This is a genomic window from Nocardiopsis camelliae (assembly GCF_028993595.1).
GTDB lineage: Bacteria > Actinomycetota > Actinomycetes > Streptosporangiales > Streptosporangiaceae > Nocardiopsis > Nocardiopsis dassonvillei.
Genome location: NZ_CP118614.1, coordinates 630,096 through 654,846 on the forward strand (window position 1 = coordinate 630,096; position 24,751 = coordinate 654,846).

General features: G+C 71.4%; 24 protein-coding genes. 12 read left to right on the forward strand and 12 right to left on the reverse strand.

Annotation, left to right across the window (positions count from 1 at the left end; translation table 11 throughout):
• Window positions 1-218: 218 nt before the first annotated feature.
• Window positions 219-1,193, reverse strand: a complete 975-nt coding sequence (locus tag PV789_RS02955) for a LacI family DNA-binding transcriptional regulator (protein WP_274976049.1) — start codon at window positions 1,191-1,193, stop codon at window positions 219-221.
• Window positions 1,194-1,380: 187 nt separating this feature from the next.
• Between PV789_RS02955 and PV789_RS02960 the strand changes: the two genes are divergently transcribed.
• Window positions 1,381-2,664: a pectate lyase family protein gene (locus PV789_RS02960; protein ID WP_274976050.1), complete on the forward strand. Its 1,284-nt coding sequence runs from the start codon at window positions 1,381-1,383 to the stop codon at window positions 2,662-2,664.
• 72 nt (window positions 2,665-2,736) lie between these two features.
• On the opposite strand, the gene PV789_RS02965 is transcribed toward PV789_RS02960, so the two are convergent.
• The 3 genes from PV789_RS02965 to PV789_RS02975 form a co-directional block, all read right to left on the reverse strand.
• Entirely contained in the window at window positions 2,737-3,387 is a 651-nt protein-coding gene (locus tag PV789_RS02965; protein ID WP_274976051.1) for a DUF4333 domain-containing protein, read from the reverse strand.
• 266 nt (window positions 3,388-3,653) lie between these two features.
• Window positions 3,654-4,010, reverse strand: a complete 357-nt coding sequence (locus PV789_RS02970; RefSeq protein WP_248773343.1) for a PLD nuclease N-terminal domain-containing protein — start codon at window positions 4,008-4,010, stop codon at window positions 3,654-3,656.
• Between the two features lie 164 nt (window positions 4,011-4,174).
• The gene (locus tag PV789_RS02975) at window positions 4,175-4,375 is read right to left on the reverse strand and encodes a BldC family transcriptional regulator (protein ID WP_017535950.1); all 201 of its coding nucleotides are present in this window, start codon (window positions 4,373-4,375) and stop codon (window positions 4,175-4,177) included.
• A gap of 422 nt (window positions 4,376-4,797) precedes the next feature.
• On the opposite strand from PV789_RS02975, the gene PV789_RS02980 reads away from it, so the two are divergent.
• Window positions 4,798-5,205: a DUF4229 domain-containing protein gene (locus tag PV789_RS02980; protein ID WP_274976052.1), complete on the forward strand. Its 408-nt coding sequence runs from the start codon at window positions 4,798-4,800 to the stop codon at window positions 5,203-5,205.
• A gap of 190 nt (window positions 5,206-5,395) precedes the next feature.
• Here PV789_RS02980 and PV789_RS02985 read toward each other — a convergent pair whose 3' ends face one another.
• Both PV789_RS02985 and PV789_RS02990 read right to left on the reverse strand, forming a co-directional pair.
• Window positions 5,396-6,643 carry an MFS transporter gene (locus PV789_RS02985; RefSeq protein WP_274976053.1) on the reverse strand — a complete coding sequence of 416 codons (1,248 nt, stop codon included), beginning with the start codon at window positions 6,641-6,643 and terminating at the stop codon, window positions 5,396-5,398.
• Window positions 6,640-7,311: a winged helix-turn-helix domain-containing protein gene (locus PV789_RS02990; protein WP_274976054.1), complete on the reverse strand. Its 672-nt coding sequence runs from the start codon at window positions 7,309-7,311 to the stop codon at window positions 6,640-6,642. Before PV789_RS02990 ends, PV789_RS02985 begins: the two co-directional genes overlap by 4 nt.
• Before the next feature lie 150 nt (window positions 7,312-7,461).
• On the opposite strand from PV789_RS02990, the gene PV789_RS02995 reads away from it, so the two are divergent.
• Window positions 7,462-7,719 carry a hypothetical protein gene (locus PV789_RS02995; RefSeq protein ID WP_212641680.1) on the forward strand — a complete coding sequence of 86 codons (258 nt, stop codon included), beginning with the start codon at window positions 7,462-7,464 and terminating at the stop codon, window positions 7,717-7,719.
• Window positions 7,719-8,165 (forward strand): hypothetical protein, encoded by a 447-nt coding sequence (locus PV789_RS03000; protein ID WP_212641679.1) that lies wholly within the window; start codon window positions 7,719-7,721, stop codon window positions 8,163-8,165. Before PV789_RS02995 ends, PV789_RS03000 begins: the two co-directional genes overlap by 1 nt.
• Before the next feature lie 10 nt (window positions 8,166-8,175).
• Here the strand turns inward: PV789_RS03000 and PV789_RS03005 are convergent, their stop codons facing one another.
• The 4 genes from PV789_RS03005 to PV789_RS03020 form a co-directional block, all read right to left on the reverse strand.
• Entirely contained in the window at window positions 8,176-9,444 is a 1,269-nt protein-coding gene (locus PV789_RS03005) for a delta-60 repeat domain-containing protein (RefSeq protein ID WP_274976055.1), read from the reverse strand.
• Window positions 9,445-9,758: 314 nt separating this feature from the next.
• Window positions 9,759-11,000: a flavin-dependent oxidoreductase gene (locus PV789_RS03010; RefSeq protein WP_274976056.1), complete on the reverse strand. Its 1,242-nt coding sequence runs from the start codon at window positions 10,998-11,000 to the stop codon at window positions 9,759-9,761.
• 280 nt (window positions 11,001-11,280) lie between these two features.
• Window positions 11,281-11,607: an antibiotic biosynthesis monooxygenase family protein gene (locus PV789_RS03015; RefSeq protein ID WP_274976057.1), complete on the reverse strand. Its 327-nt coding sequence runs from the start codon at window positions 11,605-11,607 to the stop codon at window positions 11,281-11,283.
• Window positions 11,608-12,446: 839 nt separating this feature from the next.
• Window positions 12,447-12,842, reverse strand: coding sequence for a VOC family protein (locus PV789_RS03020; protein ID WP_274976058.1), 396 nt, complete (start codon window positions 12,840-12,842; stop codon window positions 12,447-12,449).
• A 991-nt stretch (window positions 12,843-13,833) separates the two neighbouring features.
• Here PV789_RS03020 and PV789_RS03025 point away from each other — a divergent pair.
• The 8 genes from PV789_RS03025 to PV789_RS03060 all read left to right on the forward strand — a co-directional run bounded on the left by PV789_RS03025 (window position 13,834) and on the right by PV789_RS03060 (window position 22,435).
• Window positions 13,834-14,694 carry a ParB/RepB/Spo0J family partition protein gene (locus tag PV789_RS03025; RefSeq protein ID WP_274976059.1) on the forward strand — a complete coding sequence of 287 codons (861 nt, stop codon included), beginning with the start codon at window positions 13,834-13,836 and terminating at the stop codon, window positions 14,692-14,694.
• A gap of 74 nt (window positions 14,695-14,768) precedes the next feature.
• Complete coding sequence (locus tag PV789_RS03030; RefSeq protein WP_212641673.1) at window positions 14,769-15,257, forward strand: PhzA/PhzB family protein; 489 nt, start codon at window positions 14,769-14,771, stop codon at window positions 15,255-15,257.
• Window positions 15,258-15,330: 73 nt separating this feature from the next.
• Window positions 15,331-16,506 (forward strand): 3-deoxy-7-phosphoheptulonate synthase, encoded by a 1,176-nt coding sequence (locus tag PV789_RS03035; RefSeq protein WP_274976060.1) that lies wholly within the window; start codon window positions 15,331-15,333, stop codon window positions 16,504-16,506.
• Window positions 16,507-16,535: 29 nt separating this feature from the next.
• Window positions 16,536-17,159, forward strand: a complete 624-nt coding sequence (locus PV789_RS03040; RefSeq protein ID WP_274976061.1) for an isochorismatase family protein — start codon at window positions 16,536-16,538, stop codon at window positions 17,157-17,159.
• Window positions 17,156-19,075: an anthranilate synthase family protein gene (locus tag PV789_RS03045; protein WP_274976062.1), complete on the forward strand. Its 1,920-nt coding sequence runs from the start codon at window positions 17,156-17,158 to the stop codon at window positions 19,073-19,075. Before PV789_RS03040 ends, PV789_RS03045 begins: the two co-directional genes overlap by 4 nt.
• Window positions 19,072-19,938, forward strand: coding sequence for a PhzF family phenazine biosynthesis protein (locus tag PV789_RS03050; RefSeq protein ID WP_274976063.1), 867 nt, complete (start codon window positions 19,072-19,074; stop codon window positions 19,936-19,938). Before PV789_RS03045 ends, PV789_RS03050 begins: the two co-directional genes overlap by 4 nt.
• 18 nt (window positions 19,939-19,956) lie before the next feature.
• Window positions 19,957-20,595, forward strand: a complete 639-nt coding sequence (gene phzG, locus PV789_RS03055) for a phenazine biosynthesis FMN-dependent oxidase PhzG (protein WP_274976064.1) — start codon at window positions 19,957-19,959, stop codon at window positions 20,593-20,595.
• Window positions 20,596-20,809: 214 nt separating this feature from the next.
• Window positions 20,810-22,435, forward strand: coding sequence for a flavin-containing monooxygenase (locus PV789_RS03060; protein ID WP_274976065.1), 1,626 nt, complete (start codon window positions 20,810-20,812; stop codon window positions 22,433-22,435).
• Window positions 22,436-22,485: 50 nt separating this feature from the next.
• On the opposite strand, the gene PV789_RS03065 is transcribed toward PV789_RS03060, so the two are convergent.
• Together PV789_RS03065 and PV789_RS03070 are read right to left on the reverse strand one after the other, a co-directional pair.
• The gene (locus tag PV789_RS03065; RefSeq protein ID WP_248773358.1) at window positions 22,486-23,187 is read right to left on the reverse strand and encodes an FMN-dependent NADH-azoreductase; all 702 of its coding nucleotides are present in this window, start codon (window positions 23,185-23,187) and stop codon (window positions 22,486-22,488) included.
• 278 nt (window positions 23,188-23,465) lie between these two features.
• Complete coding sequence (locus PV789_RS03070; protein ID WP_274976066.1) at window positions 23,466-24,353, reverse strand: sigma-70 family RNA polymerase sigma factor; 888 nt, start codon at window positions 24,351-24,353, stop codon at window positions 23,466-23,468.
• Window positions 24,354-24,751: the final 398 nt, after the last annotated feature.

Genomic DNA, 24,751 nt, shown 5'->3' on the forward strand with positions numbered 1-24,751 from the left:
CCCCGCCACGGCGGGGCCCCGTTTCTTTGGGGCTCCGCTCCGTGTCCGGCCGCCCGGAGAGCGGGAACCTTCGCCGTCTCCCGTGTGATGGCTCGTTCCTCGCGATCACACGTCCGACGCCTCCAGAACCCCGCGGGCTCCCGGACGTGTTCGCTTTGGGGCTCCGCTTCGCTTCGCCCCGGGGTCCTGCGTGCTTCGGGGCTCCGCGTTCCCCGTGTTCAGGCGGGCGGGGCGGCGGTGGACCCGCGCACGACCAGGCGGGTGTCCAGGGTGACGGTGCCGGGGGAGTCCTCGCTGCTGATGCGGTGCAGCAGCAGGTCGATGGCGGCGCGCCCGGCCGCGGCGGTGGGCATGTCCACACTGGTCAGGTCGCAGTGCCGGGCGGTGTGGGTGTTGTCGACGCCGACGACGCTGAGGTCGCCGGGCACGGACGCGCCCAGGTCACGCAGCTTCTGGACCAGGCCGAGGGCGACCAGGTCGTTGTAGGCCAGGACGGCGGTGGCGCCGAGGTCCAGCACCTGCCGGGCGGCGGCCGCGCCGCCCTCCTCGGTGGGCTGGTTGGGGCCCACGCCGTGCAGGACGAGGCCGCGGCGCAGGGCGGCCTCCTCCGCCGCGCGCTCCAGGCGCTGGTTGGTCCACGACGCGCGCGGGCCGGTGAGCAGGGCGATCTCGCGGTGGCCGAGGGTGGCGAGGTGGTCCACGGCCTGCTCGGCGCCCGAGGCCACGTCCATGAGGACGGCGGGCAGCCCGGCGGGTTGGCGGTTGACCACGACGAAGGGCACGTCGGCGCTGAGTTCGGCGATCAGGCGGTTGCTCAGGCGCGGCGCGACCAGGAGCGCGCCGTCCACCTGGGTGGCCATGGAGCGGATCAGCTCCTCCTCCACGCGGGCCTGCTCGTCGGTGTCGGCGACGAACACGTGGTGGTCGCTGCGGCGGGCGTGGGCCTGCGCGGCCTTGATCAGGGGCGGGAAGAAGGGGTTGGCGATGTCGGCGACGATCAGCCCCAGGTTGCCGGTGCGGCGGGTGGACAGGGCGCGCGCGGCGCGGTTGGGCCGGTAGCCCAGGGCGCTGGCGGCGGCGAGCACCCGTGTCCGGGTGTCGGCGTTGACGAGGTGCGCGGCGGAGAAGGTCCGGGAGACGGTGGAGACGTGCACCCCGCTCGCCAGGGCGACGTCCTTGATGGTCACGGCCACCCGTGGCCTCCTTCGATGGGGAACGGTTCCGAGGTTACTGGCAACCGGTTGTGGTTGACCAGTGCGTGCTTTCAGGTCCGGTGCCTGGTTTTCCGGGGTTTTCCCGGGTGGGAGGGGTTGACGCCGGTCCGGCTCCTGGGAGATGTTCATGCAACCGTTTGCAGTTTCCCCCCTGAGGAGCAGAACCATGCGCAGGCTCGTACTCCCTCTGAGCGCGGTGTTGGTGATGACCGCCGTCGCGCCCGTCCAGGCGGCGCCCGACCCGGGCAGGCAGGTCCTGCCCGAGGGCGACGGCTGGGCCTCGGCCGGAGGCGGGACGACGGGGGGCGCGGACGCCTCCCCGGAGAACGTCTTCCGCGTCTCCACGGCGCAGGAGTTCCGCGAGGCGGTGAGCGGCGACGAGTCCAAGATCGTCTACGTCGAGGGCCTCGTCGACGCGAACACGGCGCCGGACGGCACGCCCCTGTCGTGCGGGGACTACGCCGTGGACGGCTACACGCTGGAGGACTACCTGGCCGCCTACGACCCCGGGGTGTGGGGCTGGCAGGACCCCAGCGGCCCGCTGGAGGAGGCCCGCGAGGCCTCGTCCGCCGCCCAGGCGGAGCGCGTCCGGGTGGAGGTCGGCTCCAACACGACCATTGTGGGCGCCGGGGACGGCGCCGAGATCACCGGGATGAGCATCCGGGTGATCGGTGCGCGCAACGTCATCCTGCGCAACCTCACCCTGTCCGACACGCACGACTGCTTCCCGGGCTGGGACCCCGGCGACGGCGGCGAGGGCAACTGGAACTCCGAGTACGACCACCTGGAGGTCTCCGGCTCCACGAACGTGTGGATCGACCACAACACGTTCGACGACGGCGACAACCCGGGCTCGGAGCTGCCGGAGTACTTCGGGCGCCGGTACGAGGTGCACGACGGCCTGCTCGACATCGTGCGCGCCAGCGACCTGGTGACGGTGTCCTACAACCACTTCGACAGCCGGGACAAGGCCATCCTCGTGGGCAACAGCGACGGACGCACCACCGACCGCGGGTACCTGCGCACCACCTGGCACCACAACCACTTCGACAGCCTGGGCCAGCGCGCGCCCCGCGTGCGCTACGGGCAGGTGCACGTCTACAACAACCACTACACGGTGGCCACGGACCTGTACCAGTACAGCCTGGGCGTGGGCTTCGAGTCGCACCTGTACGCGGAGAACAACCTGTTCGACCTGCACGACGGCATCGCGGCCGGGGAGATCGTCGGCAACTGGGGCGGCACCGACATCGTGGAGCACGGGAACGCGGTGATGGAGGACGGCCGCGGGCGCGTCACGGAGGTGGACCTGGTGCGGGAGCACAACGACGCCTACCCCGACCAGGCGCTGGGCACCGACCTGACCTGGGTGCCGCAGTTCTCCACGCGGGTGGAGCCGGTGCACGCGGTCCGCGGCGTGCCGCGCGAGGCGGGCGCGGGAGTGCTCTGAGTCCGGCGCTCCCGGCGTGGTCGCGTAACGGGAGGCAGGCCCGCCCGGCTCCGTCCGGGCGGGCCGCCGCGGTTACAGGGGCTGGTCGTCGACCTCGATGTCCCACTGGACGTCGGTGCCGTCGACCGAGGTGGTCGTGATGGTCACGCCGTAGTTCATCCCCCCGTCGACGAGGTTGCAGCGGATCTCGGCGCCCACCTCCGCGGGGAGGCCCTGGGGGCAGGAGAAGTCCTCGGGGGCCCTGCCGACCACCGCCTCCAACTGTGTTGCCGACTGCTGGGCGACCTGCTCGGCCGGGACGACCCCGTCGCTCGCGGCGGTGCCTCCGTCCCCGCCGCTGCCCCCGCCCGCGTCGTCCCCGGGGGCGTCCTCGGCGGGGGTGTCCCCGGCCGGGGCGTCGTCGACCTCGACGTCCCACTGGACGTCGTCGCCGTCGACCGAGGTGGTCGTGACGGTCACTCCGAGGGTCTGGCCGTCGGCGGTGAGCTCACAGCGGATCTCGGCGCCCACCTCCGCGGGGAGGTCCTCGGGGCAGGTGAAGCCGTCGGGGGTCTGACCCACCTCCTCGGCCAGCATCTCGCTCGACTGCTCGGCGACCTGTTCGGCGCTGACCGCGTCGGGGCCGCCGATGCTGAACTCGAACGAACAGCCGGTGGACAGGAGGAGGGAAGCCGCCCCCAGCGCTGTTCCGGTGATGACTCGTCGGTGTCCGATCTGCCGCACTGCGACCTCCTCAGTGTTCGGTGGTGTGCACGGGTATGGACGCCGAACGCGAAGAGCGGGTTCCGGAGCGGACGGCCCCGATGCGGGGATGTGACATCGGTGTCCGGTCCGTCCGTGCGGTGCTGCGCCGGAGAACCGACCGGGCGCCCGGATGTACTTGCCCCGGGGCGGGGGAACGGGAAGGCTGGAACACAGCGGTGGGGGCCGCGTCCTGTCGGGCGGCCCCCACCGTCGTCGTGTACCGGTCCGGGTCGGTCGTGTCCGGGTCAGTCCTCCGGATCGATCCGCCGGTTGAGTCGTCGCAGGAACTCGGGGTCGTCGTCCGGTCCGAGCGGGTGCGGGCTGCCCGAGGGCTTGGTGAAGTCGGACGGGTCGAGGTCGTCGGCCGAGGCCGTGGCCTGTGTCGGGGAGGGCGCGCTCCCACGGGGTGCGGCCGCCTGGCGCGGGCGGCCGAGGAGGAGCCACAGGATGGCGCCGACGGGCACGAACAGCACGATGACGAACACCCACAGCACCTTCGGCAGAGTGCGCACCTCAGAGGAAGGGGTGGTGAGCGCGTCGAAGAACGCGTACACCCACAGAACGATCGATACGAGCGTGATCAGGCCACCAAGCCACACCATGGTTCCAGCCTAACTCTTGCAGTCGACTCCTCACGGTCGGGACACCGGGCCGGAGGGCAGGTGGGAGTCCGCGGGCGGCTGACCGGCCGACGGGGCGGCCGGAGGGCCCTGCGGCTCCTGGAGCTCTGGCTCCCGCCGGATGGGCTGTCTCGGGGCACTCGGCCTCAGGGCGTGCTCTCGCTCGGCTCCCCGAGCAGGAGGGCGCGCACCTCCGACTCGCGGAAGCGGCGGTGCCCTCCCGGAGTCCGGATGCTGCTGATCCGCCCGGAGGCGGCCCAGCGCGTGACGGTCTTGGGATCAACCCGGAAGAGTGAGGCCACTTCCCCGGGGGTCAACAGGCGTTCGCTTGCTCGTTCCACCTTCACATTCCCCCAATCGTGCCCGCCTCGGACTGTGGGGGCGGCGGGCGTTTGATCCCCTAGTGTGCACGAGTTGGACCGTTTCCTCCCTAGTTTTCGGAGAAATTGCGGTGTTGGGGGGAGGAGTACCGGATATGTGACCGGAACGTGATGTTCGGGCCCTGCTGTCGGGATTGGAAACATCCCATGACTATGCGAATCGTGTTCGCCTATGTCCCGTTCCCCTGTGCCGCAGGCGACACACCGACCCGATGCCCGTCGCAGCGGGCACGCCCTTAACCTGGAGATAAGGACCTGTGGAAGGCCGTCGGCCCGACCCGTGCCGGGTGTGGGAACGTCCGGACACGGGTGTTGACCGGGCGTTCCGCGCCGCCGATGGGCGTAGCGACCAATCTAGTCCAGGTAATCGTCTGTTGTGAGGCTTTTGGATGCGTAGCTTGCTGACCTATACCGCCGCCCGCCTGGGGCTGTTCGCGGCGGCCTTCGGAGTGGTCTACCTTTTCGGCGCCCGTGCGTGGATCGCCCTCATCCTGGCCTGGCTGGTCAGCGGACTCGCCTCCTATGTCCTGCTGTCCGGGATGCGCGACAGGATCTCCGCGAGCGCGGTGGAGCGGATGGAGCGCCGCAAGGCGGACAGCGTGTCCGCGCGCCTGTCAGCCGCCTCCGCCCGCGAGGACGAGTTCCAGGAGGCGCCGGGCCAGGAGGCGCCCGGCCAGGAGGCGCCGGAGGCCCCGGAGCAGGAGGCGGCCCCGGCCGGGGCGGACGCCGATGCCGGGGAGGACAGGGTCGAGGCGAAGCGGGGCGGGGACGCGCCGACCGCGGCCAGGGAGTCCTGACCGGGCGCCCCGCTCCCGCGTACCTCAGCCGGGGTCGGCCGGTGCCGCCCCGGCGCGCCACGGCCGGGGGCCGGACCCCGCGCTCCCGCCCACCTCAGCCCGTGCCCGCGTGAGCCCGTGCCCGCGTGAGCCCGTGCCCGCGTGAGCCCGTGCCCGCGTGCGTGTGCCTCAGCCGGGGTCGGCCGGTGCCTCAGCCCGTGCCCGCCCCGTCAGGTGACCGGTCCGGCTCCGTCCCGCGCCTGTCCAGGCCCCCGGCCGCGCGACCCACGAGCGGCGGCAGGACCGCGGCCAGGTAGAGGGCCGCGCACGCCAGCAGCACCGGCGCCGCTCCGAGCAGCCCGGCCGCCGCGCCCGCCACGGGCGCGCCCAGCGGCGCCGCCATCCGGGTCAGCGCGCCGATCGTCGCCGTCCCCCGCCCCACGGCGCGGCGGGGCAGGCGCTCGAACATCACCGCGCCCAGGATCGGGTTGAGCACCCCGCCCCCGAGCCCGCACAGACCCCACACCGCCAGGACCGCCCACAGCGGCACGTCCAGCGCCAGTACGACCAGCCGGGGCGGCCCGGCCAGCACCAGCCCCGCGAAGAACACCGCCCGCCGGGGCAGCAGGTGCCCGACCGCCGTGGCCGCGAGCGAGCCCACCACCGAGGCCGCGCCCATCACGCCGCCCAGGAGGCCGACCACCGCGGGGCCCATGCCGTTCTCGTCCACCCACACCGGCAGCAGCACCGAGGCCACGGACATGTCGATCATGTTGGTGACCGCGAGCACGACCACCAGGACGCGCAGCGTGGCGTCGTCCCAGACCGCCCGCCAGCCGGTGCGCAGCCTCGCCAGGTAGCCCGAGTCCGCCTCGGGGTCCTCGCCCGGGCCGGGGCGCTCCCCGGGCTGGGTGGCGGCCAGCACCACCGCCGCCGCGGCGAGCAGCGCGGCGTTCGCGTACAGGGCCGGGAGCGCGCCGAGCAGGGACACCAGGCCGCCCGCGGCCACCGGACCGACGGTCGTGGACAGCCGGTCCACGGTTCCGGTGAGTCCGGTGACGCGTTCGAGGCGCGTCCCCGTGCGTTCGGCGACGGCCGGGGCCATGGAGACCTTGGCGGCCTCGGCGGGGCCGGTGGCCAGGCCGATCACCGTCACCAGCACCAGGAGCACGGGGAAGGACAGCAGCCCGGACGCGTGCAGCAGCGGGACGCAGACCACCGCCGCCGCGGCGACGAGGTCGGCGCGCACGCTCACCGCGCGCTGGCCCATCCGGTCCAGCAGTGGTCCGCCCAGCAGCCGGGCCAGGGTGTAGGAGCCGATCTCGAAGAAGGCCACCGCCCCCATGGACGCCGGGCTGCCGGTGGTCTCCAGGACGAACCAGGGGATGGCGATCATCGCCAGCCGCGTGGCGGTGTAGCACAGGGCCTGGGCGGCGACCAGTCCGCCGACGTCTCTCACGCCCCCGTCTCCGTCGCCCCGTCGTCCCCCTCGCCGTCCTCCGTGCCCGGTCCCCGGTCCTCGGGGTCGGGGAAGGCGGCGAACTGGACGTGCACCGGTCGGCTGCCGGGGGCGCCGGTCTCGCGCGTGTAGCGGTCGAAGAGCGCGCGGACCTCCTCCCGGAAGGCGGCGAGCTCCTCCAGGGTCAGTTCCGTGCGCCGCCCGGACATGACCTGGGCCTCGCGCCAGCCCTCGGGCTGGGCCGCCCACAGGTTGACGGCCGAGGCCAGTTCCCCGCTCCAACTGGCGGCCAGGGCCATGCGCACGGCGGTGCTCAGCTCGGGCTCGTCGGTGTCCAGGTGCTCGGGGAAGCGGAAGCCCTTGTGCCTGGAGCGCCACCAGCGCTCCCGCGTGGTGCCCAGGGAGGGGTCCTCCTCGATGAACCCGTGCGCCTCCAACTGCCGGAGGTGGTAGCTGGCCGAGGCGGAGGAGACGTCCAGCCACTCCGAGACGGTCTTGCCGGTGGCGGGCCCCCGCTGCTGGAGGAGGTTGAGGACGCGGATGCGCAGGGGGTGGGCCAGCCCGCGGAGGGAGCGGGCGTCGAGGGTCGCCGCGTGGGCGAAGGGGTCGGGGGCGCGGTCCGGGACCTGGGAGGGGGTCTCGTCGTCGCGGGGGGTGGAGTCGTCCATGCGGTCACTGTAGACGCCCAAGGGTTCTTGGCCAAGAGTTGTTGGCCGAGAACCCTTGGTCTGGTTCCGGCAATCCGGAACCTCCGACTCCACGGGTCATATATCTAGTTTCCTAGGCGCTTGAGTAGCAACCGGCCTAGCTTTAGACTCATGGTCAACAAGCGGATGAAGGCGCGGGTCCTGCTCGCCCTGGTGCGCCGAATGGCGCGCAAGAACGGCCTGCGCCTGGAAGAACTCAAAGGACGAGGCAAAGGATCACACCAGACCTACGTCCTCCTGGGCGAAGGCGGAGTACAGGTCGGTCGTTTCATGGTCACGCAACATTCCAAGGAGCTGTCCCGGGGCCTTCTACAGGACGTGGAGGACGGCTTGCAGCACCTGTTCGGTGAGAAATGGATGGAGAAGTGATGCCTGACTACACGGCTACCGTCATCCGCGACGAGGACCTCTGGGTCGTACGTGTCTCGGGGCTGCCCGAACACGTCGTCGGAACGGTCGACTACGTGCACTTCTCCGAGATCAAGGACGAGGTTCCCGAGGCCATCGCCGACCTCACGGACACCGATCCGGAGGACTTCACGATCACCTGGCGTTACGAGTTCGGCGGCGAGGACGTCACCGAGGACGTCATCCAGTACCTCGTGGCGGAGGAGGAGTTCCGGCGGTCCCAGGCCGAGCGCGACCGGGCCCGCGCCCGGGTCCTGGAGACCATGCGGAGGGAGGGCGTCACACAGCGGGCCATGGCCGACGTCGTGGACCTCTCGCACCAGCGCGTCCACCAGCTGCTCAAGGGAGTGGACACGCCGGTGCCCGGCGGGCGTCGGGGGCGCCGCAGGGACGCCCCCGTGTCCTGAGGCCCGCGGTTCAGGAGAGCGGGAACATCCCCAGCCGGGCGTGGTACTCGCCGGCGAGGCGGTCGGTGTCGCTGCCCACGTACAGCCCGTCGGAGGTGGCCAGCATCGCCTCCACGCCGTGGCCGCGCGCCCGGCCGGGGTTCCACGGCAGGGCCTTGCCGGACTCGGGGTCCACGGCCGCGATGCCCTCGCGCGCCACCGAGCCGGGCCCCGGGTTGAGCGCGCCCTCGGGGTTGTCCATCCAGCGCTGGTGCCCGCCCACGTACACCGCCGCCGACGTGATCTCCACCGAGTACAGCGAGTCGCCGCCGGTCTTGTTGCTCCAGGTGGGCTCCGAGCCCGGGGCGTCGGTGTTCTCGAAGCGCGCGACGGACTTGCACAGGCCCGGCCTGACGTAGGGGCCGCCCGCCGTCACCACCGCGAAGTAGGAGCCGTCCGGGGAGAAGGCCATCCGCCGCATGTAGGTGTGCAGCTCCTCGTAGTCGCAGGCCGCCTCGTAGGCGGACGTGGACCACGGGGTGACCGAGCCGCTCGCAGTGTCCAGCATGGCGATCTGGTGCCGCTCGTGACCGTCGATCCTGGTGAAGGAGCCGTTGACGAGCAGCCGCCGCCCGTCCGGGCTCAGCGCCAGTTCCTGGACCTTCAGCACGCCCTGGCGCGCGTCGGACACGTCGGGCGTGAAGCCGGTGTCCACCTCGCCGGACCCGGAGTCGAGGCGGACCAGCGCGGGCTGGTCCACGCCGTTCACCCCCGAGAAGCTGCCGCCCACGTACAGGTGCTCGCCGTCGCCGGCGATGCGCTGGACGCGGCCCCCGTCGACGGAGGCGTCGAACTCCGGCACCCGGTCGCCGTCGTCCGCCGACAGCCGGGCCAGCCCGTCGGCGGGCTCGCCGTCCACCGAGCCGAAGTCCCCGCCCGCGATCACCGTCCCGTCCGGTCCGGGGGCCAGCGTGGTGACGGTGCCGTCCACCTCCGGTTCGAACCCGTGGAGGATCCGCCCGCTGCCGTGCTCGAACGCGAACAGGTGGGGCAGGTCGTGGGCGCGGCCCCCCTCGGTCTGGCTGACCTGTGTGAAGCTTCCGGCGACGAGGACGGCGTCGCCGACGCGCAGGATGTCCTTGACCGCGCCGTCCAGGACGTGCGGCGTCCACTGCACGGGCTGTTCGCTGACCACGCGCGCGTGGTCGGCCTCCGCGGCGGGCGAGGCGGCCGCGACCCCGGCGGGGAGTAGGAGCAACGTGCCCATCGTCAGGGCGAGCAGCGGGCGGCTGGGTTTCACGGAAGGACTCTCCCTCGGTCGTGCGGGTCCATGCGTGCGGGCCGACCGGCGGAGCCGGTCGGCGGGTGTCCGCACCCTCTCAGAGGGTCGCATAAAAACTACGGAGAGTGACACAGGTCGGGTGCGGTTCCGGGCCTGTGGGGCCGGTGGGACAGGCGGGACCTCGGAACGGTGTGCGGTCCGCGCCCGGGGCTCTCGACTCGGCCGGGGCGGGGTTCGCTCGGGGTCGGGCCCGTCCGGGGCGGGGCCGGACGGCGAGGGGCCCGGCCGTGGTGCTCGCACGGCCGGGCCCTACGGCCCTACGGGGTCCGGGTTCAGCGGGCGCGGGCGCCCGAGGTGTCCAGGCCCCCGTTGTCCGTCGGCCGCTCGACCGCGGCACGGTAGTCGTCGGTGACCGTCTCCAGCAGGGTGCTCTTCTCCCGGTCCGTCCGCCCGGCCATCGAGCGCTCCGAACGGTCCATCCTGCGGTTGGCCCGGACGATCTCGTTGGTCGCGGGGAGCCGCACGTCCTCGTACCGCCGCAGCGCCGCCCCCACGTCGCCACCGGCCCCCAACTCGGCGGCGAGGGCCGCGGCGTCGAGGACGGCCTGGGACGCGCCGTTGGCCCCGATCGGGTACATCAGGTGGGCCGCGTCCCCGAGCAGGGTCGTGCGGCCCTCGCCCCAGTGCTCCAGCGGGTCCCGGTCCACCATGGGGTACTGGAGGATCCGCTCGCTGCGGGCGAGCACGCCGGGCACGTCGAGCCAGCCGAAGTCCCAGTGCGCGTAGTGCGGGGCGAGTTCCCCGATGCGCCCGCGGTCGTTCCAGTCCGCATCGACGGAGAGGCCGGGGGAGGGCACCAGGCACACCCAGTTGAGCAGGGCGCGGCCGCGCGCCGCGTGGCGGGCCGAGATCGGATAGGCGACGAGTCTGGCCGAGTGCTCGTCGTTGGCGACGATCATGGTGCGCCCGTCCAGGAAGCCGTCCAGCTCGGTCAGGCCCCGCCACATGTGGACGCCTCCGCCGGACAGGGCGGCGCGGTCGGGGTGGAGCTGCGCGCGGACGCGCGAGTGCAGCCCGTCCGCGCCGACCAGCGCCGCCCCCGTGACCTCCGCGGCTCCGCCGGACTGGTCGCGGGCCAGGGCGCGCACGCCCGTCGCGGTCTGCTCGAAGGACTCCAGGCGAAGGCCGGTGCGGACCGCGCCGGGGCCCAGGCGCTCGCGGACGGCCTCCAGCAGGAGCAGTTGGAGTTCACCGCGGTGGATCGAGTACTGCGGGTACTCGTTGCCCGCCGCCACGCCGCGGGGTTCGTTCCAGAGGGTGGTCCCCCTGTGGTCGAGGTAGAGGTGCTCCCTGGTGGGGATGCCCGTCGCGGCGAGCGCGTCGCCGAGGCCGAGGGCGGTCAGCTCGCCGATCGCTGCGGGCTGGACGTTGATGCCGACCCCGAGCGGCCGGATCTCCTCGGCGGTTTCCAGAACGGTGGCGCTGATTCCGTGGGAGTGCAGGGCGAGGGCTGTGGCCAGCCCTCCGATCCCAGCGCCGACGATCACGATGTCGGTGCCATCGGCTGAGGTCATGGCGGCCCTCCGTGCTTCCTGCGACCTGGTGGCCGCGTTGTCTGCGGGCACGCGCGCGCCCGTCGGGTGGTGCGGTCGATGGGCCCGGGGTCCCGGTGCACCAGAGGTGCTATCACGGCGGGGTCCGGTCACCCAAGGGAGTCAGCCGGGCGCCCGCACACGAGACGGGCGGAGGCCCGGGCGGACGGTGCGCCGACTTCCCGGTCGCGCACGTGTCCGGCTCCGGACCCCCGCCCGCTCGTGCAAGGGAGGATGAGGAGGAAGGACCTGTGATCCTTTGTCAGGCGTGGTGGGTCGAGACCACCGAGTACACGCCGGGGCCGGGGGTGGCCAGCGCCGCGGCCTTCTTGCCGTAGGCCTGGGCCTCGGGGTCGGCCATGGTCGCCTGGATGTCCGCCGGGCTGTTCCACTGGGCCAGGTTGATGACCTTGGTCCCGTCCAGGCTGGCCAGGATGTTCACCGACACGAACCCGGGACGGTTCTTCATGACCTTCTCGGTGCCCTCGTTGAGGACGTCGACGAGCTGCTGCTGCTTCTCCTTCTCCACCTCGAAGACGTTGACGAGGACGGCGAGGCCGTCGTTTGCGCGAATAACGGTTTCACTCATGAAACGGAGGCTAGCAGAACGGGTATGCGGAAACAAAGGTGGTTCCAGTGATTTTCGGGAAAAGTTGAAAACGCTTTTTTATACGCCAAATAAACAGGCGTCCCGGGTTGGAGCGGCGGCGCTCTTAATGTGCGCTGCCCGGGTGTGCGCCTGTTATTCGTGCGCGGTTCGACTTCCGGTTCCCGGAGTGGGGGCGGTTGGCTCGTTCGCTTTGGCCGCCACCCGGAGGGAAGTCCGTCCGGGCCTCTGTCGGACATTCACCCCGGCCGGGGTGCGGTCCCGTGTTTCGGTGAACCGGTGCCGTGGCTCCGATCCGTGGTCTGGTGCGGCGTTCGAACCTTTCCTGCCGGCGCCCTCTCCGCTTCCGGTCCCCCTCCCGCGTGGTCTTCGGCGGTGCCCCTCCCCGGGGCCCCTACCTTCTCTCGGACGGTGCTTACGTCGGTGAAAATGCTGGTGGCAGCGGTTTCGGTACCACCGGAGGGCGGGTGCGGCGGCCAACGGCCTCCGCGGACCGGCCCCCGTCCGCCCGGCCGGGAGCGGCGCCGAACCCGGCACCCGCCGTCGTTCCGGCAGGCGGGTTAAAAGGATTCGACACGCCGACCAGGCCCTTCCGGTGGAATGGCGGGCAACGGTCACGGGGAATCAACCGGATGCGCTTCGAGTTCCCTTCGGGAGCCCCCCGGTGAGTCTCGGCCGTGCAACTGGGGATAACGCCCGGTTGCCCTCGGGTCCGCCGCTTTCCGCTTCGTTCCCCTCCTTTCTGACGAGGTGTGGTCGCGGGGGTTCGGTTTGCCTGGACGGATGATTTGCGAACCCCTGTCGGCGGGTGCTCCCCGAGGTCACCTTCCGCCTTCGATGAGGCCGTAGACGTTGCCGTCCCAACCGGATACCTGGGCCCACCGGTTCCCCTTTCTCCACGCGGTGTCCTGCGGCTCCGTAAGAATTTCGATTCCCTGTCCGCGCAGGTTCTCGCACACGGCGTCGAGGTCGTCGCAGTTGAACCACCCCTGGGCCATGCGGCCGACCCGCGACCTCATCTCCTCCAGGAGTCCGGGGTCGACCCGGGCGATTGCCACGCTGGTCTGCGACCCGGGAAGGTGCACCTCCACCCAGCGCTGTCCGCCCTGGTGGACGGTGTCTACCTCCAGTCGGAAACCGAGCGCCTCCGTCAGGAAGTCCAGGGTCCTCTGCTGGTCGCTGGTGTAGAGCACGGAGAGCCGGGGGTGGGTGAGCATGGGCTTCCTCTCGGGACCGACGGGGCGGCTGCGTCCGCAGCCGGAGGAACCGTAGTGCAGGCGCACTGAGGACTCACGCGACGGCCGCACACCGCCGCTCGCCCCTCCACCGCCCCCGTGCCGGCTCCCGCTCCTCCCCGCCGGGGAGGCCGACCGGCGGCCCGGGGCGCGCCCGCGCCCCGCTCCGCGCGGACTCCGCCCCTCCAACCGCGCCCCCGCGACGGTCATGAACCCACTCCTCTCCCCACCCGGCCCGCTGACGCCCTTCACCTCCATGACGGACGGCGGGGGGAGAAGGTGACCGGAGGCGGGGGAGAGGGTGACCGGCCGCGCGGGGCGCCGCCGATCCGCGGCCCCGCCCGAAGGGAACGGGGTCCGCGGAAGTACGCCATTTCCGTGGAGTCGCGCCGTGTCACGAAAGGTCACGCGGAGCGTTCATCCGGAGAAAAAGCAAGGAACCGACCGTGTTTCTCGGATTGTCCGCGCGACCCGTGCCCGTGCACGCGTGCCTGCCCGTGCTTGACGCCGTCGCCCCAGTTCACAAGGGCCCGGACACATTCCCTCCGGCCGTCGCCGGAGGACGGGAAGGTGTCTGGTTTCCCCCTCCCTGCCGCACTCAGGCCGCTTTCACCTGGGGTTTTCCGGGGCGCCCGCCCCGGCCCCGTGTTTTCGCCGCTGTCCGATTGCGGACAGCTTCGCGCTGGCGCTGCTGCGGGTCTCAACCTAGTCTGAAACCGGTTGTGATCCCCTCTGGAGAGTCCACCCTGCTCGCATGCCCTTCACGAAGGGAAATTTCACTGTGCCTGCCCAAACCATCCCATCCGCCCCTGGACTGGGGGAGGGTCAGAGAAATGACGGTGACCTGCTTCCCGAGGTGGCTGACATACTCAGGGATCTACCCCAGGGAATTGTTCCGATCGCGGACCTCGCCCCTTCCCTTTCTCCGCGCGAGAAGATGGAGGACCCGGCCCACGCCCGTGTGATCGCGGAAATGGGAAGCGGTGTCGAACCCATCCTCGTCCACCGCCGCACCATGCGCGTGATCGACGGAGTGCACCGTATCCGCGCCGCGCGCATGAGGGGGAAGACCGAGATCAGGGCCCGTTTCTTCGACGGCAGCGACGAGGACGCCTTCGTCCTCGCGGTGCAGCTCAACGTGGGGCACGGGCTTCCGCTGACCCTGAGCGAACGCAGGACCTCCGCCCAACGCATCGTCCTGTCCCATCCGCACTGGTCCGACCGGGCCATCGCGAGGAGGGCCGGGCTGAACGCCAAGACGGTGGCCAGGCTCCGCCGGGAGGCGGGCGAGGGGGGCTCCGCCGCGGAGAGCAGGGTGGGCATGGACGGAAGGGCCAGGCCGCTGAGCAGCGTCGAGGGCCGACGCAGCGCCGCGGCCATCCTCGCCGAGAACCCCGAGATCTCGCTGCGTGAGGTCTCCAGGAAGAGCGGCCTGTCGGTGGGCACGGTCCGGGACGTCCGCAAGCGCGTCGACCAGGGCCAGGACCCCATCCCGGAACGCTTCCGCCGCAACGGCGGGGAACACGCCCCCGTGTCTGTCGCGGTCCGCGAGCCGGACCGCAGGCCCCGGGTCACCGAGTCCACGGCGGTGGGCGAGACCGCGGCGGCGGTCCGCAAGCTCGCCCGGGATCCCTCCCTGCGAGCCACCGAAGCCGGTCGGACCCTGCTGCGCATGCTGACGATCACCGAGGTCGGACGCTCGCAGTGGGACGAGATCATCAGGACGATCCCCGAGCACTGGCTGCCCCTCGTCCGCGCCATCGTCCTCCAGCGCTCCCAGGAGCTGCGGGAGCTCGCCTACCTGGTGCCCGGTGAGGACGCGGACTCCGGCTGAGGCCCGTCCGGCGTCCCCCAGCGTTTCCCGCGGGAAATATTCAACACAGAAATGGAAAGGCCAGGTCGTTTGCCATGCCCGAAAACTTTGAGTTTCCTGCCGACGGTGACGAGGCCGCGATCCGGAAACACAACCGTGACGTGGTGGAAACATACATGAACACGAGGGGGCAGGATCGGCTGAAGCGTCACCTCCTCTTCACCGAAGAAGGCGTGGGAGGGCTCTGGACCAATGACACCGGAGAGCCTATCGTCATCCGTGGCCGGAATCGCCTCGCCGAACACGCGGTCTGGTCGCTGAAATGCTTCCCCGACTGGGTCTGGACCAATATCCAGATCTTCGAGACGCAGGACCCCGACTTCTTCTGGGTGGAATGCGACGGCGAGGGAGCCATCCGTTTCGAGGGTTACCCCGAGGGTCACTACACGAACCACTTCCTGCACTCCTTCCGTTTCGAGGAGGGGAAGATCGCGCAGCAGAGGGAGTTCATGAACCCCTTCGACCAGCTGCGGGCCCTGGGTATCCCCGTTCCCACGATCAGGCGTGAGGGAATCCCGACCTGACCCCGAGGGCTGGTTCGGATTCCGCTCGGGCTGTCGACTCCGGCACGCACACAGAACCGATCAATGGAGACGCGTGGACAACGTGATGCCCGACATCGAGACCAGAACCGCCCTACAACAGCCCGAATGGAGCGACACCTCCCAGGTCCGGAGGGTGGCCGACGTGCTGTCCTCCCGGCCCGCCCTCGTCAGGACGGAGGACGTGCTGGCCCTGCGCTCGCTCCTGGCCGACGTGGCCCTCGGCCGGTCCCTGGTCGTCCAGGCCGGGGACTGCGCCGAGGACCCGGAGGAGTCCAGCGCGAGACACGTCAGCAGCAAGGCCGCGTTGCTCGACATGCTGGCCGGAGCCCTCAGGATGATCACCCACAAGCCCGTCCTGCGGGTGGGCCGCATCGGCGGTCAGTTCGCCAAGCCCCGCTCCAGCCCCACGGAGAAGGACGGCGAACTGGTGCTGCCGGTGTTCCGCGGCCACCTGGTGAACGGTCCCGAGCCGACGCCGGAGAGCAGGAAGGCCGATCCGCTGCGCCTGCTCACCGGTTACATGGCCGCGGGCGACGTGATGGAGCACCTCGGCTGGCGCGGATCGTTCACCCGGCCCGCCGGCGACCCGCCGGTGTGGACGAGCCACGAGGCACTGGTCCTGGACTACGAGGTGCCGCTGCTCCGGCAGACCGCCAAGGCGGACAGGCCGGTGCTCGGCTCCACCCACTGGCCCTGGATCGGTGAGCGCACCCGCCAGATCGAGGGAGCGCACGTCGCCCTGCTGGCCGAGGTCGCCAACCCGGTGGCCTGCAAGGTCGGACCGGCCATGGCCGAGGACGAGCTGCTCGCCCTCTGCGAGCGGTTGGACCCCCGGCGCGAGCCGGGCCGCCTGACACTGATCGCCCGGATGGGGGCCGACCGGGTCGCCGACCGGCTGCCGCCGCTCGTCGAGGCCGTGGCCGAGGCGGGCCACCCCGTGATCTGGCTGTGCGACCCCATGCACGGCAACACGGTCCGGACCCCGGAGGGCCACAAGACCCGGGTCGTGGCCGACCTCAGGAGAGAGGTCCGCGGCTTCGTCCGCGCGGTCGAGTCCGCGGGAGGAGTCCCCGGCGGCCTGCACCTGGAGACCACCCCCGACGACGTGACCGAGTGCGTGACCGACACGAGCGGGTTCCCGCGGGTCGGCGAGCGCTACACGACCTTCTGCGACCCCCGCCTCACCCTCTGGCAGGCGGTCTCGGTGATCTCCGCCTGGAGCGACTGACCCGCAGGAACCGATCGGAAAGGACGAACATGCCCGGTATCCCCGCCATCGAGCCCTACGCGCTCCCGGCCGCTGGTGACCTCCCCGAGAACACCGCCCGGTGGGTGCCCGACCCCTCCCGCGCTGTCCTCCTCGTCCACGACATGCAGCGCTTCTTCCTCAAACCCTTCCCCGAACAGGTGCGCGACGAGCTGGTCGGCAACATCGCCCTCCTGCGCGAGCGCGGTGCCCGGCTCGGCGTCCCGGTCGGTTACACGGCCCAGCCGGGCAGCATGAGCGACGAGCAGCGCGGCCTCCTCAAGGACTTCTGGGGGCCGGGCATGCGCAGGTCCCCCGAGGACAGGCTCGTGGTGGACGAACTGGCGCCCTCGCCCGACGACTGGGTGTTCACCAAGCTCAGGTACAGCGCGTTCCACAAGTCGGACCTGCTGGAGCGGATGCGGGCCGCCGGGCGCGACCAGCTCGTGGTCTGCGGCGTGTACGCGCACGTCGGGGTCCTGATGACGGCGGTCGAGGCCTACACCAACGACATCCAGACCTTCCTGGTCGCCGACGCCGTCGCGGACTTCAACGCCGACTACCACCGCATGGCCGTCCGGTACGCCGCCGAGCGCTGCGCGGTCGTGCTGCCGGCCAAGGAGGTGTTCGCGTGAACGCGCCGGACACGGCGCCATGGGCCGGGACGGAGGGGGACGGACTCCTGCGCACCGTCCTGGGGACGGAGCGGCCGCCCCCCTTCGCCCTGCTCGTGCGCTCCGGCGGCGACGGACCCGGCCGCGTGGACGTGCTGACCGGAGAGGTGTCCGCCGTCCCGGAGACCGCCGACATCCCCCTGCCCGACCTGACCGGGAGGGACGGGGGCGCGGAGCGCCACGACGTGCTGGCCCTCATCCCCTACCGGCAGATCACCGAGCGCGGCTTCGGCTGCAACGACGACGAGGCGCCCCTGCTCGTCATGACGGTCACCGGCCAGGAGACGATGCCGGTCTCCCGTGCCCTGGACCTCATCCCCGACCTGCCCGTCGCCCTGTCCGGCGGCCGCTTCGACGTCGGCGACGAGGACTACGCCGAGACCGTCCGCAGGGTGGTCAAGGAGGTGATCGGGGAGGGCGAGGGCGCGAACTTCGTGATCAGGCGCTCCTTCGTCGCCGACATCGGGGAGTACACCCCGCATAAGGCCCTGGCCGTCTTCCGCCGACTGCTCCGGGTCGAGGTGGGCGCCTACTGGACCTTCGTCGTCCACACCGGCGACCGGACCTTCGTCGGCGCCACCCCCGAGCGCCACGTCACCCTCCGGCGGGGGCTCGCCACCATGAACCCCATCAGCGGCACCTACCGCTATCCCCCCTCGGGCCCCTCGCTGCCCGAGGTCATGGACTTCCTCGCCAACCAGAAGGAGTCGGACGAGCTCTACATGGTCCTGGACGAGGAGCTCAAGATGATGACGCGCATCTGCGAGCCGGGCGTGCACGTGTCGGGGCCCCACCTCAAGCAGATGGCGCGGCTCGCGCACACCGAGTACTTCATCGAGGGGGAGACCCGCCGCGACGTCCGCGACATCCTCCGGGAGACGATGTTCGCCCCCACCGTCACCGGCAGCCCGCTGGAGAACGCCTGCCGCGTCATCCAGAACTACGAGACGGGCGGGCGCGGCTACTACAGCGGCGTCCTGGCCCTCGTCGGAAGCGACGCGTCCGGCGAACGCACCCTGGACTCGTCGATCCTCATCCGCACCGCCGACATCGACGACCGGGGAAGGATGGCCATCGGCGTCGGCTCCACCCTCGTCCGCCACTCCGACCCCGTGTCGGAGGTGGCCGAGACCCACGCCAAGGCCGCCGGGCTCCTCGCGGCGGTCGAGAGCCGCGGGGCCGGGGGGCTGGACACCCACCCCGACATCCGCGACGCGCTGGTCAGACGCAACGCGAACATCGCCGACTTCTGGCTGCTGGGCGAGGACCACCGGGGCGGCGCGGAGTTCCCCGGGCTGGCCGGGTGCCGGACGCTGATCGTCGACGCGGAGGACACCTTCACGTCGATGCTCGACCACCAGTGCCGCGACATGGGCATGTCCGTCACGGTCGTGCGCCACGACGACGTCCCCTCCTTCGACGGCTACGACTTCGTCGTGCTCGGCCCCGGTCCGGGCGACCCCCGCGACCCCGTCCACTCCAAGATGGCCAACATGCGGGCGGCGGCGCGGGCCCTGCTCGCCGAACGCAGGCCCTTCCTGGCCGTCTGCCTGAGCCACCAGGTCCTCAGCGCCGAGCTCGGGTTCGAGATCCGGCGGCGGCCCTCGCCCAACCAGGGCGTGCAGAAGGAGGTCGACCTCTTCGGCGACCGCCAGCGCGTGGGCTTCTACAACACCTTCGCGGCCTGGTCGGAGGCGGACGCGGTCGAGCTGGACGGCGTCGGCGCGGTGGAGGTCTGCCGCGACCCCGACTCGGGGGAGGTGCACGCCCTGCGGGGGCCGCGCTTCTCCTCCCTCCAGTTCCACGCCGAGTCCGTGCTCACCCAGAACGGCCCCCACATCCTCGGTTCGTTCATAGGAAGGACGTTGAACGCATGAGCGGCAGTCCGGCGCTCCTGGAAAGGGCGCACTCCTACGTCGTCGTCGACGCGTTCACCGACAAGCCCCTGGCGGGCAACCCCGTCGCGGTCTTCTTCGGGGCCGAGGACCTCTCGGCCCCGCGCATGCAGAGCATCGCCCGGGAGATGAACCTGTCGGAGGTGACGTTCGTGCTGCCCCCCAAGCAGGGCGGCGACGCGCACATCCGCATCTTCACCCCCGTCAACGAGCTGCCCTTCGCGGGGCACCCCCTCCTCGGCACCGCGGTCGCCCTCGGCGACTCCGCAGAGAAGGACCGGCTCCGGCTGGAGACGGCCATGGGGATCGTGGACTTCGACCTCGAACGCGCCGGAGGCCGGGTGGTCGCCGCCGCGATGGAGCAGCCGATCCCGACCTGGGAGCCGTTCGACCGGGTCGACGAGCTGCTCGCCGCCCTCGGGGTGCCCGAACCGGAGACCCCCGTCGAGATCTACACCAACGGCCCCCGGCACGTCTTCGTCGGCCTGCGCAGCATCCCGGCGCTGTCCGAGGTCGACCCCGACCACCGCGCCCTGGCCGCCTTCCCCGACATGGCGACCAACTGCTTCGCCGGTTACGGGACGCACTGGCGCAGCCGCATGTTCTCCCCCGCCTACGGGGTGGTCGAGGACGCGGCGACCGGGTCCGCCGCGGGACCGCTCGCCATCCACGTCGCCCGCCACGGCCACGCCCAGTACGGCCAGTGGATCGACATCCACCAGGGCGTGGAGATCGGGCGGCACTCCCTGATGCGGGCCCGTGCCAGGGGCAACGGCGACCGCGTCACCGAGGTCCGGGTCAAGGGCAGCGGCGTCACCGTCGCCAGCGGGACCATCTACGTCTAGACAGTCGCGGGAGCACGTGTGAGCAGCAGGTTCGAGACCCTGACCGGTGAGATGGAAGGGGGCTTCCCCGAGTACGAGACGCCTCCGGCCGCCCCCATGGAGCTGGTAGGGCGGTGGGTCGACGCGGCCAGGGAGAGGAAGGTGAGGGAACCGCTGTCCCTGGCACTGGCCACGGCGGACGCCAAGGGCCGCGCCTCCAACCGGATGGTCGCCGTCATCGACGTGTCGGACCGGGGCCTGGTCTTCACCACCCACAGCTCCAGCCAGAAGGGGCGGGAGATCGCGGCCACCGGCTGGGCCTCCGGGCTGCTGTACTGGCGCGAGACCGCCCAGCAGGTGATCGTCTCCGGGCCGGTGGAGCCGCTGCCCGAGGCGGAGTCGGACCGGCTCTGGGCCGCCCGGCCGCCGCAGCTGTACCCGATGACGACGGCGTCCCGGCAGAGCGAGCCCCTCGACGACGTGCCGGGCCTCCTCGAACGGGCCCGGAGGCTGGCGGAGGAGGGCGGCCCCTCCCTGCCCAGACCCGAGCGGTTCGTCGGCTACCGCCTCGAACCGGACACGGTCGAGTTCTGGGCCGCCGACCGCGAACGGCTGCACCGCAGGCTTCGCTACGACCGCACCCCGGACGGCTGGGAGGCCGTGCGGCTCCAGCCCTGAGCCGTCGCAAGCCGTTCCCCGCCGTCCCGTCCCGCCCCCCGACGTCCCTCCGAACAGCGCGGGCCCCTCACCCCGGCCCGGCGCCCCCACCGACAACGCGGGCACCTGCCCCAGCCCGGCGTCCCCGGGTCCCCGGCCCTACCCCGCCGGGGCCCGGACCCCACCCCGCTCGAACACCATCCCTTCCCTCCACACGATCGTGAGGAACTGTCCCGTGACCGACCTGAAGAACACCGATCTCGACGCGATCGTCATCGGTGCCGGGTTCGCCGGCATCTACGCGCTGCACAAGCTCCGCAACGAACTGGGCCTGTCCGTCCGGGCCTTCGACAAGGCGGGCGGGGTCGGGGGCACCTGGTACTGGAACCGCTACCCCGGCGCCATGTCCGACAGCGAGGGCTTCATCTACCAGTACTCCTTCGACCGCGACCTGCTGCGGGAGTGGACCTGGAAGAAGCGCTACCTGTCCCAGGCCGAGATCCTGGGCTACCTGGAGGCGGTCGTGGAGCGGCACGACCTCGCCCGGGACATCCAGCTCAACACCGGCGTCGAGACGCTGGTCTACGACGAGGCCGAAGCCCTGTGGACCGCGACCACCAGCGGGGGCGAGACCCTCACCGCCCGCTACGTGGTGACCGCCCTCGGGCCGCTGTCCACCTCCCACTTCCCCGAGTTCAAGGGCCGCGACAGCTTCCGGGGCCGCCTGGTCCACACCGGTTCCTGGCCCGACGACCTCGACATCGAGGGCAAGAGGGTCGGCGTCATCGGCACCGGCTCCACCGGAACCCAGTTCATCTGCGCGGCCTCCAAGCTCGCCGGGCAGCTCACCGTGTTCCAGCGGACCCCCCAGTACAACGTGCCCTCGGGCAACACCGAGGTGGACGAGGCCTACTTCACCGACCTGCGCGGCCGCTACGACCAGGTCTGGGAGCAGGCCAAGAAGTCGCGCGTGGCGTGCGGCTTCGAGGAGAGCGAGATCGCCGCGACGAGCGTCTCCGAGGAGGAGCGCCAGCGGGTCTTCCAGGAGAACTGGGACCGGGGCAACGGCTTCCGCTTCATGTTCGGCACCTTCTCCGACATCATCTTCGACCCCCGGGCCAACGAGGCGGCGGCCGACTTCATCCGGTCCAAGATCCGGGAGATCGTCAAGGACCCGGAGACCGCCCGCAAGCTCCAGCCGACCGACTACTACGCCAAGCGCCCGGTCTGCAACGAGGACTACTACGAGTCCTACAACCGGGACAACGTCAGCCTGGTGAGCCTCAAGGAGACCCCGATCCGGGAGTTCACCCCCACGGGGATCGTGACCGAGGACGGGGTGGAGCACGAGCTGGACGTCGTCGTCTTCGCGACCGGCTTCGAGGCCGTCGAGGGCAGCTACCGGCAGATGGACATCCGCGGCCGGGGCGGCGTGACCATCGAGGACCACTGGGGGGACGCGCCCTCCAGCTACCTCGGGGTCAACGTCTCGGGCTTCCCCAACATGTTCATGGTCTACGGCCCCAACAGCGTCTTCAGCAACCTGCCCACGGCCATCGAGACCCAGGTCGAGTGGATCACCGACCTGGTCCGGATGATGGAGGAGCGCGACCTGACCTCCATCGAGCCGACCCCGGAGGCGGAGGAGGGCTGGACCGAGCTGTGCGCGCAGATCGCCGACCACTCCCTGTTCCCCAAGGTCAACTCCTGGATCTTCGGGGCGAACATCCCGGGCCGGAAGAAGCGGGTCCTGTTCTACTTCGCGGGGCTCGGCAACTACCGCCAGAAGCTCGGTGAGGTGGCCGCGGCCGACTACGAGGGCTTCATGCTCAAGGGCAACCCCTCGGCGGTGACCGCCTGACGGCGGCGGCGCCCGGTCGGCGCGGTCGGCCGACCGGGCGCCGCTCCGTGTCAGCGCACCGCGGGCTCGCGCGGCGCCAGCAGCGCGGGCAGGCGGGTCACCCGCTCCTCCGCCTCCGCCAGGGAACGCGCGGCCATGTCCTGGAACTCCGCCAGTTCGGGGACGTCCGAGGCCCTGGTCATCTCGGCGTGGACGACGTGCACGTTCTCACCGGCGATGCCCAGGCCCTCCAGGTACATGCGCATGTAGGGCGTCTGGAAGTCGAACGCCTCCTTGGGCGAACCCGGCCCGTAGCCCCCTCCGCGCGCGGCGACCACCACGGCCCGGGCGTCGCGCAGCAGCGACTCCCCGGTGCGGGAGTCCTTGAAGGCGCCGGGGAAGGTGATCCTGTCGATCCACGCCTTGAGCGAGGCCGGGACCGTGTAGTTGTACATCGGGAGGCCGATCAGCAGGGTGTCCGCGTTCAGGACCTCCTCGATCAGGGGCAGGGTCCCCGCCCACTCCCGCTCCTCGGACGGCGACTCGGCCATGGCCGTCACCGCCGTCAGCGGCAGGGTCCCCCGCCTCTCCACCCGCTGGGCGAAGGAGCAGTAGGTGGCGGTGACCAGCGGCACCGGTTCGGCGGCCAGGTCCCGGTAGCGGTATCCCCCGTCCCCGTGCAGCCGCCGCCACTCCCTGGCGAACAGGCCGGTCAGGTACCTGCTCACCGAGTGGTCCGAGTGGCTGGAGTCCAGGTGCAGCAAAGACGTCATCGTTCTCCCCCGTTCGGCGCGTGGCCGTCGTGTCCCGCGCGGCTCCGGGCGCGGGGTCCGTGTGCGGATGCGGTGGGGCACGCGACTCGTCCCCCGTGGATGTCGTCGCTCAGTGCTCCTACCCCTATGACGGAGAGCGACGGGGAAAAGTGACCGGAGGGAGGGGACGGAGGATTCTCGGAAGGTGCCACGAGCAGCGCCGACACCGCCGCGGCCGCCCGCCCGCCGGGCCCGGGCCCGGTCGGCGGACGTCGCGGCCGGTGTGCGCTGGGTCACCGCTACGCCGGGTCGGCCACGGAGATCTCCAGCTCCCGCAGGCGCTCCGGGGCGCCGATGATCTCGACCCCGCTGACGCGGTCGCCGCGGACGGTGATCTCCAGTACGAACAGGAGCCGACCGCCGGGGGCGACGACGGCCCCGGGCATGCCGTTGACGAGCGCGGGGCGGGCGAAGCGGGTCCTGCGGACGTTGTTGGCGGTCTCCCCGGCGACCTGGCGCGCACCGCGCAGCACCGCGGGCTCGCGCAGCCGGAGGGCCTGCGGGTCCGCCCGCCGCACGACGTCGGGGGCCAGTACCCTCAGCAGGCCGTCCAGGTCGCCCGCGCGCGAGGCGTCGAGGAAGGCGTCCACGACCTCGCGCTGCCGTGTGAGGTCCGGTTCGGGGACGCTCGTGGTGCCCTGCACCCTCTGCCGCGCCCGGCTCGCCATCTTCTTGGCCGCGGTCGGGGTGCGCTCGACGATCTCGGCGATCTCGGCGAAGGGGACGGCGAACAGGTCGTGCAGGACGAAGGCGACGCGCTCGGCGGGGCTGAGCCTGTCCAGCACGACGAGCAGGGCCAGGCCCACGGAGTCGGCCAGCACCGCCTCGCCCTCGGGGTCCGCGATCCGGTCCTGGGAGAGCAGCGGCTCGATGTCGCTGACGTCCATGAACTCCTCGCGGCGGCTCTTGCGCGAGCGCAGCATGTCGAGGCAGACGCGTCCGACGATCGTGGTCAGCCACCCCGTCATGTTGGCGACCTCGTCGAAGTCCCCCCGGCACGCCCGGATCCACGTCTCCTGGAGGGCGTCGTCCGCCTCGGCGGCCGACCCGAGCATGCGGAAGGCGACTCCGCGCAGATGTCTACGGGAGCGTTCGAAGTGATCCGCCAGCTCGATCTGGCCGTTCATCGTTCACCTTTCCTTCGTCCGTGGCCGCTGCGCGTGCGCGTTTCGAAAGCGCGACAGAAGAGGAATGCGGCTGTAGGCATTGAATTACCGGTATGGGTGGAATTAGTGCTTCGTGGCGGGGCAGGGGCGGTCGTCCCGGCTTCCCTCCTGGCGCCGCCAGCCCGGCCCCGCACCCGGCTCAGGACGGTGTGAGCAGCGGATACGCGGTCGGTTCCGGCAGGACTTCCGTACTCGGGGGATCGTGATCCGGGTGCGTGGGAGGGTGGGGATTCCGGCCGCTTCGGGCTGATCCCCTTCATCCTAAACGGGTGGAGAGGGGTGCCACATGAGGGATCGCCGCTGGAGTATTCGCGCACTACAGCGTGTTTATGCGGCCGCGGTACGCGCCGGATTCCCGC